The 11,334-nt window shown below is 38.7% G+C and carries 11 protein-coding genes and 1 pseudogene; 11 read left to right on the forward strand and 1 reads right to left on the reverse strand.

Annotation, left to right across the window (positions count from 1 at the left end; translation table 11 throughout):
* From A3SI_RS21205 to A3SI_RS15020, 11 genes are all read left to right on the forward strand, one after another.
* The coding region (locus A3SI_RS21205; RefSeq protein WP_009057239.1) for a hypothetical protein at positions 1-193 on the forward strand (193 nt) is incomplete at its 5' end.
* A 616-nt stretch (positions 194-809) separates the two neighbouring features.
* Positions 810-1,145, forward strand: coding sequence for a type II toxin-antitoxin system RelE/ParE family toxin (locus tag A3SI_RS14985; protein WP_009057240.1), 336 nt, complete (start codon positions 810-812; stop codon positions 1,143-1,145).
* 4 nt (positions 1,146-1,149) lie between these two features.
* Entirely contained in the window at positions 1,150-1,449 is a 300-nt protein-coding gene (locus A3SI_RS14990) for a helix-turn-helix domain-containing protein (RefSeq protein WP_009033879.1), read from the forward strand.
* 810 nt (positions 1,450-2,259) lie between these two features.
* Entirely contained in the window at positions 2,260-2,541 is a 282-nt protein-coding gene (locus A3SI_RS14995; RefSeq protein ID WP_009057241.1) for a hypothetical protein, read from the forward strand.
* Positions 2,522-2,890, forward strand: a complete 369-nt coding sequence (locus A3SI_RS15000; protein WP_009057242.1) for a hypothetical protein — start codon at positions 2,522-2,524, stop codon at positions 2,888-2,890. The genes A3SI_RS14995 and A3SI_RS15000 overlap by 20 nt, the downstream gene beginning before the upstream one ends.
* A 22-nt stretch (positions 2,891-2,912) precedes the next feature.
* Positions 2,913-4,016: an ImmA/IrrE family metallo-endopeptidase gene (locus tag A3SI_RS15005; RefSeq protein WP_009057243.1), complete on the forward strand. Its 1,104-nt coding sequence runs from the start codon at positions 2,913-2,915 to the stop codon at positions 4,014-4,016.
* Positions 4,013-4,972 carry an AAA family ATPase gene (locus A3SI_RS21755; RefSeq protein ID WP_009057244.1) on the forward strand — a complete coding sequence of 320 codons (960 nt, stop codon included), beginning with the start codon at positions 4,013-4,015 and terminating at the stop codon, positions 4,970-4,972. Before A3SI_RS15005 ends, A3SI_RS21755 begins: the two co-directional genes overlap by 4 nt.
* A gap of 19 nt (positions 4,973-4,991) precedes the next feature.
* Positions 4,992-5,858 carry an ATP-dependent nuclease gene (locus tag A3SI_RS21760; protein ID WP_262491792.1) on the forward strand — a complete coding sequence of 289 codons (867 nt, stop codon included), beginning with the start codon at positions 4,992-4,994 and terminating at the stop codon, positions 5,856-5,858.
* A gap of 3 nt (positions 5,859-5,861) precedes the next feature.
* Entirely contained in the window at positions 5,862-6,803 is a 942-nt protein-coding gene (locus tag A3SI_RS21215; RefSeq protein ID WP_238531801.1) for a site-specific DNA-methyltransferase, read from the forward strand.
* Positions 6,749-7,558, forward strand: coding sequence for a DNA methyltransferase (locus tag A3SI_RS21220; RefSeq protein ID WP_238531803.1), 810 nt, complete (start codon positions 6,749-6,751; stop codon positions 7,556-7,558). Before A3SI_RS21215 ends, A3SI_RS21220 begins: the two co-directional genes overlap by 55 nt.
* Complete coding sequence (locus A3SI_RS15020) at positions 7,461-10,076, forward strand: DEAD/DEAH box helicase (protein WP_040671103.1); 2,616 nt, start codon at positions 7,461-7,463, stop codon at positions 10,074-10,076. Before A3SI_RS21220 ends, A3SI_RS15020 begins: the two co-directional genes overlap by 98 nt.
* A gap of 476 nt (positions 10,077-10,552) precedes the next feature.
* Here A3SI_RS15020 and A3SI_RS23590 read toward each other — a convergent pair.
* Positions 10,553-11,115 (reverse strand): annotated as a pseudogene (locus tag A3SI_RS23590) (IS91 family transposase); the annotation flags it as partial.
* Positions 11,116-11,334: the final 219 nt, after the last annotated feature.

Consider the following 11,334-nt stretch of genomic DNA (forward strand, 5'->3'; position numbering starts at 1 on the left):
GTTCGTTTGGTTTCGTTTCCTTTTCTTTTTGGCCAGCAGGGAGGGAGTGAGAAGGGATAGTTCATTCATCCGAAGCCCGGCTGGCATAAGCAAAGGCGAGGAGGAAGCGGTGTTTGAGGAGTCTTGGGGCAGCAAAGATGTCCTTGCATTCCTGTTTGGAGAGGACTGTTGGGAGCGTTTGGGTATGGTTTGATGGAGGGCATATGAAGTGCCTGATCGTTGAGACCGAAGAGTCTGTACCAGTACCTCAGGCCAAAGACGGTCTGTTTGAAGAAGCTGATGGAGAGGTTATCATGGACGGTAAGGCGATAGAGGTATGAGTAGACCTGATCGATGGGTACTTCATGTGGTAGTTTACCGAAGTGAAGTGCCATATGGGCGATGTTCCGTCCGTAGTTGCTGGCCATGCTTTTGGAGCATTGGTCGAGAACCATTCGTTCTTCGAACCGGGAGAATGCCTGTTTGAATCCCGGCACGACGACCTTAGCTTTTTGTACGGTAGTCGTGTAATTTTCTTTTTTGAAAGTCATGATAAGTGAATCTGGGTATACTGATGTATACGAAAAATCAGCTATCTTAGGGAAGGAAATGGAATGGCAAAGCTAGCGAAGCTTTTGTTCAACAGCCGTTTGCCGCAATGGGGGCTGACGTGGTTAAATCAAGTGCAGTCCTTCTATCAACATTTGTACTTAGGTGGCAGTAAAGTGCTCCGAAATCCCCCACTGCGGCAAGCGGCAAAACGTTAGAGTGCATTAAAAGAAACCGCTGCATTTTTGGAAAATGTTATCTTTTGAGATAACTTTGTGAATATGGTAAGGAAGATCATTTTTTATGAAAACCACTTTATTGAATTTTACCAAAGCCAGAATGATAAGGTTAAAAGTAAGATCCAATATGTATTTGAACTGATCAAGCAAGTGGAAAGGGTACCAGAAAAGTTTCTCAAGCATCTTGAAGGAACTGAGGGGTTATATGAAATAAGAGTTGAGTTTCAATCAAATATTTTCAAGATCTTTTGCTGCTTTGATGAAGGAAGGTTGGTGGTTCTGTTCAACGGTTTTCAAAAAAAGACCCAAAAGACTCCGAAGAATGAATTGGAGAAAGCAGAAAGGTTAATGAAGGAATATTTTCAAACAAAGAAATAAGATCATGAAGGATTATAGCAAAGTCAAAACATTCGATGAACTGATTGAACTTGAGCACGGAAAAATTGGAAGTGAAAGCAGAAATAAGTATGAAGAAAATGCTCAGATGTTCATCATCAGCGAAATGCTAAAAGAAGCGAGGAAGGAAGCAAATCTGACTCAAGAACAATTGGCAGAAAAAGCAGGAACAAAGAAAAGTTATATCTCAAAGCTTGAAAATGGTAAAGGAAACATTCAGTTGTCAACATTGATCCGGATTTTCGAACAAGGATTGAATAAAAGAATTGGGTTAACATTCCTGTGAGCATTCGAAAGGAATAACGCACTCTAACATCACCTTGGAAGACAGCGGGCGGTTCCGAGTAAATTGAAAGTTTAGCACCTTTAAGAAGTTAGGAGTAGACTGGAAGAGAACGGCTCCGAAATGCCCGCCGTCTCCAAGCTGAATCCCGTTATGGATAAGGCCAAAAAGCACCTGTTTAATAAATCTGTGTTCAAAATGAATGATTTGTGTTTTTCAGGAAGTTGGGGTTACGAAATAATAAAGTTGAAAAATTGAAGATTGTGTGGGAGGGGAAAAAGTGAATTCGTTGCTTTCGATTTTTAGTTTAATCAAGGTTGGTTTTGGGGATCACAAGAAAGGAAAAAACCTCATTAGGAACCTAAATTTGGAGTCAACAAGAAAAAATAAAAATCGTCTAAAGCGTACTGGTTTTGAAAGTGGGGCTTTTTCGACTCAAGATTTCCATAACAGATAAATAAGAAAAATTGAAACCCCGGTTTCTACAAGATTTTAGAAAACATAAAGATCTGTTTAATCAAAGAGATTTAAAAAAGTGAATTCGGCGAAAGTGGGGGAGCGTGAAACTTGGTGGAAAGGAGAATCAAAGAGTAGAAGGTTTAGAGTGTCCTAAACAGAGGAGAAGCCAGCTCCGAAACAAGGCCCTATCCATAACATCACCTTGGATACAGCGGACAGTTTCGTTTAAAGAAGGAGATTCGTATATTGTTAACGATTGGAGTAGGCTGGAAGGGAGGAGCTCCGAAAGTCCGCCGTCTCCAAGCTGAATCCCGTTACCACCAATGCTAAAAAGACAGACGACACAGCAAGACAATGACTGAATATGGAACGAACATAGAAACCATATTAACTACTTCGACAGACAATTTTGCTGACCGTGTTTTGCTATTTGGACAGGTGACAGAAAAGAAAGAAAAAGCCCACCCTTCGCATTTTTTAAAATTTCTTTTAGCCAGCCGCACAAACGGCACATTGGCTTTTGCCCCCGACCCCACAAGCCACCCCTTCGGCAAAAGCCAAAGAGCCGTTTTTTTTTCAACGCTTTTTTTTGGCAGTTCAAAATTAATAACTATTTTTGTTAACCTTTTTCGTTAATAATATTTATCTTTGCAGTGGAAATAAGTTACAAAAGCCGAAAACTCGAAAAGCAACTAACCGACCCAAAGGAGATGGCAAAATCCTTTGGACAGTTGGCTCGCAAAGTAAATCAAAGGCTCAAGGACTTAACCGATGCAGACAATTTAGCGATTATGAGAACCATTCCAGCAGCAAGATGCCACGAACTGACAGCGACCGAAAAGGCGAATTAGCGGTTGATGTTTCAGGCAACTACCGAATGATTTTTGAGCCACTCCACGACCCGATACCCAAAAAAGACGATGGCGGTTTGAATTGGGAAGAAGTCACCAAAATTCAGATTAACGAAATTGAAGACTACCATTAACAAACAGAATAAAACAAACAACATGGCAACGACACTTGAAATAGCAAAATCTTTACTCTCCCCTCCTGGCGACACTATTCAGGAGCACATAGATTTTATTGGCATGAGCCAAGCTGAACTTGCCGAAAGAATGGGAAGACCAAAAGAGAAAATTAACGACATTATAAAAGGTAGAGAGCCAATCAAAACGGCAACTGCTTTTCAATTAGAAAAAGTGTTGGGCATTCCTGCAAGCTTTTGGCTGAACAGAGAAAAGACATACCGAAAAGAATTATACGAATTGCAACAACAGGAAGAACTTGAAAAAGAGAAAGACTGGCTTGGGGCTTTTCCTGTAAATGAAATGAGAAAATTCGGTTGGCTGCCCGACACAAGAGAAAAACACGTTTTGGTAGATAGTCTGCTCAAATTCTTTTGTGTGGCAAGCACAGATGAATGGGAGCGAATTTACATTGACGAAGAGGTTTCGGTTGCTTTTAGAGTTTCGTTAGCTCATACACAAAGCCCACACGCCATTTCTGCATGGTTACGCAAAGGTGAAATTCAAGCCAAAGAAATTGAAATAGCGGAGTTTGATAAAAAGAAATTCAAAGACGCTTTAGCTGAAATTAAAGAACTGGCTTTTTTGATGCCTGATGATTTTACGCAACAATTGCAAAGCATTTGTGCCAAATGTGGTGTGGCAGTTGTGTTTACCCAAAATTTGCCGAAAGCACCCATAAGCGGAGCAACCCGTTGGTTTCATAACAAACCAATTATTCAACTTTCAGGAAGATTTAGAACCAACGACCATTTTTGGTTTACCTTTTTCCATGAAGCAGCTCACATTATTTTGCATGGAAAAAAAGACATTTTCTTAGAGAATGTTGAAGGCACAGAAATAGACCAAGAGAAAGAAGAAGAAGCCAATGCTTTTGCAGCTAAAATATTGTTGACTGAAAATGAACTGCAACAAATTATTGATGCTGCTCCAATAGATGAAGAAATGATTCATGGTTTTGCCAATAAATTCAGAACCCCAGCAGGTGTTATTATAGGCAGGTTGCAACATTTAAAACTGGTTCCATTTCATGTTGGTAATGGGTTCAGACAAAAAATTGATTTGTTTAATGATTATAGTATATGAAAATAGTTAGCTTAACACTTGAAAACTTTAGAAGCTACAGAGCACCTGTGACCATTTCATTCAATGACCTTACAGTCTTGATTGGGAAAAATGATATTGGTAAATCTTCAGTATTAGAAGCACTTGATATATTCTTTGAGAATAGAAAAATTGACTCGGATGATATAAATATTGAAGCTAAAGCAACCGGAGAAACGGCTAAACTAACAGTTGTATTTTCTAATCTACCGGATGAAATAGATTTAGATGCAGGTGCAAAGACAAACCTAAATGACGAATACCTTTTAAATGCAGAAGGACTTTTAGAAATAAAGAAAGATTTTACAAGCCTCGCAAAGCCCAAGACCTATATCATATGCAATCATCCATCAAACGAAAATGCAAATGACTTGCTATCATTAAAAATTAAGGAGCTACAAAGGAGAATTAAAGAACTTAAAATTGAAGGCGACTTTAAAGCAAGCGTAAAAAATGAAATTAGAAAAGCAATTTGGCAATCATTTGGTGATTCGCTAACATTTGCTAATACCGAATTAGAAATAAGTCAAGAAGGAGTAAAAGATGTTTGGGACAAATTAACTCCGTTACTTCCATTATTTGCATTATTCCAGTCAGACAGAAAGAATGACGAAAAGGATAAAGAAATTCAAGACCCTTTAAAAGTTGCAGCCGAACAAGCTTTAAAAAAACATCTTGTCGCTTTAAATGCCATCAAAAAACAGGTTGAAGATGAAATTGCTGAAATTGCCAACTTGACAATTGACAAACTCAAAGAAATGAACGAAGAAGTTGCAAAGCAACTTAAACCTCATTTCGCACCTGAGTTAAAATGGGCTGACTTATTTAAACCGACACTTACGAGTGATGATGTTCCAATGAACAAACGTGGTAGCGGTGTAAGAAGACTTTTATTAATAAACTTTTTTCAGAGCAGAAGCCGAAAGAAAAAGACTTGAGAAAAACATTCCTAACGTAATTTACGCAATTGAAGAGCCTGAAACTTCACAGCATCCAGATTGGCAAAAGAAACTAATGGATGCTTTAAAAGAGCTTGCTGAAAATGGAATTGCCCAAATTATTACAACTACACATAGCCCATCATTGGCAAGTTTGGTTGAAGTAGAAAATATCCGCTTCATTTATAGAGAAAATGGAGTAAACAAAATTGAGAATGGGCATAATGATAACCTTGATACGATTGCTAATACATTAGGTGTTTTACCTTCATTACAGAAAGAACCCGAAGAAGTAAAAGTATTTCTGTGTTTAGAAGGTCCGACAGATATTGAGTTTTTCAATAAAGTATCACCTCTTTTTGGAATTGATTTGGTAAATGACAACCGAATTGTAGCGGTGAGTTTAGGTGGCGGAACACTAGGACAATGGGTAACAAATAATTACTTAAAGAAATTGAACAAGCAAGAAGTTCACATTTACGACCGTGACGTAGATGCAAAATATCAGCCTTTTGTGGACGAAGTAAATAACAGGGGCTTAGACCATTTTGCGACACTAACACAAAAGCGTGAAATAGAAAACTACTTTCACGAAAGCATTGTAATTCCAAGTTTTAATACTCAAGATGGTTTTACAATAGCAATTACAATAGATGACCATTCTGACATTCCAGAATTAATTGCCGAAGCAAGGCACAATCAAAGAAATCCTGCTAATCCTTGGGCATCACAACCATCACGTTATAAAGAAAAGTGTATGGGTTTCGTCAAAAAGCATTTGAATACCCGAACGGCAGGTAACATGACAATAGCTGTTTTACAGCAAAGAAATGCTTTTGATGAAGTAAATAACTGGTTTGAAGAAATTAAGAAACGATTGAATTAAGACATGCCAACATTACACTGGATAGGAAAAGATAAAGTTATCAATCATCACATGGATGTTCCGTTTAAGGTTTTGGAACACTCCTACGGCTTTGACAACGGAACGCAGACAGACCAAGAAACCAACAGCGGAAACAAAATTATACATGGCGACAACCTTGAAGCACTGAAAGCCCTTTTGCCCGAATACGAAGGACGCATAAAATGTATCTACATAGACCCGCCCTACAACACAGGAAACGAAGGTTGGGTATATAACGACAATGTGAACGACCCGAAAATTAAAAAGTGGCTGGGTAAAGTAGTTGGAAAAGAGTTTGAAGATTTAAGCCGACACGATAAATGGCTTTGTATGATGTATCCACGTTTGAAGTTGCTTCAAAAACTACTATCAAATGATGGTGTTATATTCATATCAATTGACGACAATGAACAAGCAAATCTCAAATTGATTTGTGATGAAATATTTGGTGGTGGAAATTTTGTAACAGACTTGATTTGGCGTTCAGCTGATTCATCAAATAACGATGCCAAACAATTTTCCGTTGATTACAACCATACTTTAATCTACTCCAAAGCATTAAGCTGGCAACCAAATAAACTAGACCGAACCGCAGAAAATAATCTTCACTACAAAAATCCTGATAATGACCCCAACGGACCTTGGTTTTCTGGTAATATATCATCGCCTAACCCAAGACCTAATTTGACTTTTGATATTATATCGCCAAATGGAACCATTATCAAACCCCCAAAGAATGGTTGGCGTTGGAAAAAAGAACGAATTGATGAAATGATTGAACGTGGAGAGATTATTTATTCTGAAGACGAAACAAGAATTATTAAAAAAAACCTACCTAAAAAGACCAGTCTGGTATTGTTCCATCAAACATTTGGTGGGATGTTGAAGAAACTGGGCATAATAGAAATGCAAAGTATGAATTGATAAAAATATTCAACGAACTCAAGACTTCTGAAATATTCAAAACTCCTAAGCCAATAAAATTTATTGATAAGATTTTAAAAATCGCTACTGACAGAGACAGCATAATTTTAGACTCGTTTGCAGGTTCAGGAACAACAGCTCACGCAATATTAAACTTAAACAAGCAAGATAACGGCAATCGCAAATTCATAATCGTAGAAATGGAAGATTATGTTGAAGCGGTTACTTCTGAGAGAATAAAAAGAGCGATAAATGGGTTTGGTGAAGGAAATAAGAAAACCGAAGGCACAGGGGGAAGTTTTGATTTTTACGAGTTGGGGCAACCTATGTTTTTGGAAGATGGCAATTTGAATGAATTGGTAGGCGTTGAAAAAATTCGCCAATACGTTTACTACACCGAAACCAAAACGCCACTTACAACAAGCAAACACAAAGACAACAAACATTTCTTGGGCAAGCAAAATGATACAGCGTATTACTTCCACTACGAGCAAGACGAAGTAACTACTTTAGACCATGCTTTTTTAGCCACCATGAAAACCAAAGCGGAGCAGTATGTGATTTATGCAGACAACTGTTTGCTGACAAAGGATTTCTTGACAAAGCATAATATCATTTTCAAGAAAAATACCAAGAGATATAACAAGATTTTAAGCGATGGAATTAAAACCATATCAACAACAAGTAATCAACGACCTTGCACTGTTTTTGGAAAACATACAGGAAACCAAAGACGTGAAAGACGCTTTTTATAATTTTTGGGCAAAGCACCCAAGAACGCCTTTGTTTCCGTATTCAGGCACAGCCATTGAACCTTACAAAAACAATGTTCCCCGTGTTCCGCACATTTGCGTAAAAGTGCCAACGGCAGGCGGTAAAACCTTTATTGCCTGCAATGCCATTAAAACAATTTTTGATGCCTTTGCTTACGACAAACCCAAAGCAGTAGTTTGGTTGGTTCCGTCCATTACTATTTTAGACCAAACCATTAAAAACCTAAAAGACACCAACCACCCTTACCGCCAAAAAATCAATTCGCATTTTGGCAACAAAGTAGAAGTATTTGACAAGGCAGAACTATTGCAGGGAAGCGGATTTAACGCAACATCGGTAAAAGAGCAGTTGAACATTTTTGTGTTGAGTTTTGATAGCATACGCACAGCCAACAAAGAAGGCAGAAAAGTATTTGAGCAAAACGGCTCATTGCAATCATTTGAAGCCTTGCTCGGCAAAGACGAAGAAATATCGTTGATGAAAGTAATGCAATACTTAAACCCGATGATTGTGGTGGACGAAAGCCACAATGCCGAAACGGATTTAAGTGTAGATATGCTCAAAGAGTTTAACCCTTGTTTTATTCTTGACCTTACAGCGACACCACGCAAAAACAGTAACATAATCAGTTTTATAGATGCCTTGGAGTTGAAAAAGGAAAACATGGTTAAACTGCCTGTTATTGTTTACAATCATCAGGACAAAACAGAAGTAATCAATTCCGCTTTACAACTTCAAAAACGCTTGGAACTGCAAGCCATTGAAGAAGAAAAGAAAGGCGGAAAATACATTCGTCCTATTGTGTTGTTTCAAGCACAACCAAAAAACGGCAAAGACTTTTTGAACGAAGAAGAAGAAAAATCTAATGTTCAAAAACTTAAAGAAAAACTCATTGAGTTAAAAATCCCTGCCGAGCAAATCAAAATCAAAACGGCAAACATCAACGAAATAAAAGGCATTGACTTAATGAGCAAAGACTGTGAAGTCCGCTACATCATAACCATAAACGCACTGAAAGAAGGTTGGGACTGTCCGTTTGCTTACATTTTGGCATCATTGGCAGACAAGAGTTCGGCAGTGGATGTTGAACAGATTTTGGGCAGAGTTTTACGCCAGCCGTATGTGATGAAACATAATTTTCCGTTGCTCAATTTGAGTTATGTATTAACGGCTTCATCAAAATTCCTTGACACTTTAGACAACATTGTGAAAGGTTTGAACAAAGCAGGTTTCAGCGACAAGGACTATAAATTGGCTGACCCTGCAATGTTGGAAGAAGCCAAAAAGCAAGACCCTTTACAACAACTTACTGTTTTCTCAACTAGCGAAACACCAACGGAAGATATTACTTCGGACATTGACACCACCCGAATTTCAGCACCATCAGAAACAGAGTTGCCAAATACAACCGTTTCAGAAATTGAAGAAACTGCCATTGAACAAAATGAAGCCTTTGAAAAAACGGTTTCCGAAATGGAAGCCAACCCTACAACGGCATTGCCAAACGAAATACAACAACTTGTGAAAACATATAGTATTAAAGACATTTTCAGAGAACAGGCAGAGCAAATCAATTTGCCACAGTTTTATTTAAAAGTTCCTGCTAACGACTTGTTTGGCAAGAAAGAAGAAGAATTGCCTTTAGAAAAAGAAAATCTTTTAGAAGGTTTTGCATTGAGCAAAGCCGACACCAATATTGCGTTTGACAGCATTACTTCTGAACTCTACAAAGTTGACTTGGACGAAACCAAAAAAGAACATACGCCAACATTTGTAAGGCTTGACGGAGAAGTGAAAGAAAGTGTAATGACTTACATTCTCGACCCTTCACGCAAAGACAGCCGAGTAAAGAATTTCACTAAACGTCTGATGGACTTAATCGGGAATATGTTTCCAATTCCTGACAAGGAAATTGAAAAATACATCAACCGAATTTTAGAAGATTTCAAGGACGAGCAATTCAGCGACTTGGCAGCTAACGAATACACTTACAAAGACAAAATCAAGTTCAAGATAATTGCCCTTTCAGAACAGTTTGCCGAAAAGAAGTTCAAAGACTTTTTAGACACTGACAAAGTGTTTATCAAACCATCGTTCACATTACCAAAAAGTATTTCACCAGGAGACACAGCCAAGGACATCACCAAATCGCTTTACGAGAAAGAAGGAAGCATGAACGGCTTTGAAGAACGTGTAATCAATGAAATTGGTAACATGACAAACATCGCTTTCTGGACAAGGAACATAGAACGAAAAGGGTTTAGAATTAACGGCTTTGTAAATCATTATCCCGACTTCATCATTCAGACAAAAAGCGGAAAAACAATTTTACTGGAAACCAAAGGCGACCATTTAGACGCAGAACAAAAAATAAGACTTGGCAGATTTTGGGCAAGTAAAGCAGGAAATAATTATCGTTACTTCATGGTTTACGAAAGACGGACAGTTGACGGAGCATATAAATTGGAAGACTTTTTAAACATCATAAAAGACATTTAGCCCACGCATTTGGTGGCACATTTGCAAAACCACACAAGCCCACGCTAAAGCCAAGTTTTGCAAAAGAGCCACCAATCCAACGCAAGAGAAAAAGAAATTTTAAAAAAATGCCCACCGCACGACAAAAGACATGAAAATGACAGCAACAAATAGACTGACAAACCACGGCAGACAAGGAAGCACTGGTGGTAACATTTAGCCCACTAGCCAAAAGCCCTCAAAAAATCCCTGATTGATGCATTCATCTATCAGGCTTTTTGCTAGTGGCTGTTGACTGACATCCGCAGGGTGAAGTGTTTGCTAGGTGGAATAGTAGGCTGGTTTGTGGATTTTAGGAAGTGGTTGTTTCTGTTTTTCGATGACTTTGGGAGTATTTGCTTTGGTTTGGACATGACTTCCCCCACCCAATATTTGGGGATTTGAATTTTCGGCATGTCTTGGATCCAACCCTAGAATTCTTGAATCCTGTAAGTGGATCAAGAAGGGGCTGGATTTGGTTGGAAAGGTTTTGGCTTTCTACCTGATTTGTCCCTGGTATCAAAGATGGTTTCCATTCTTCCGTGTTCGCAGCAAGGGCATTTGTGGATATCCCTGCCGTATTTTTCGAACATTCTGATCTGGAATGGGATGATGACTTTGGGTTTGGCCGGTTGCATATTGAGTGACGACCGTATCTGTGCTAACCGTTCAGTTTTCCCTGTAGCCTCAGGTATCCGAAGTGGCGGATCTTGACAAACCTTTTTGGCAGAACATGCTGCTCAAACCGTCGAAGGAATTCCTGATGTGTAAGCCACATCTGTTTGGTTTTGGAACCGTCGGCGTAGTCTTTATACCTGAACTTGATGTGTGTTGCGTTGACCTCAAGGATTCGGTGTCTGGTGATGGCAATCTTGTGGGTATAGCGCCCCAGATACTCGACGACTCTATCGGGTGAACCGAAAGGGGCTTTGGCATAGACGTTCCATTTTTTGAACCTGATTGCTTTCATTACGCTGTTTTTACTTCCAATCCAGCTAATTGAGCTGTGCTTTTCCATTCCTGTAGTCGGTAACTGAATATGCACCAAAAATGGTAAATAGGAATGCGCCAAAAATGGCAACAGGAATGCACCACTTTGTAAATATAGGTATGTTATTGTTGCTGATCAAAGAAAGTTTTCCTATTTTCCATTCTATAACTTTTTCCAGATAGGTTTATAATATCGCAATGAAAAAGGAGTCGAWYCAATAGAGMTGTCGCCAGACCTCATCACTCGAGC

It is taken from the genome of Nitritalea halalkaliphila LW7 (assembly GCF_000265075.1).
Lineage (GTDB): Bacteria > Bacteroidota > Bacteroidia > Cytophagales > Cyclobacteriaceae > Nitritalea > Nitritalea halalkaliphila.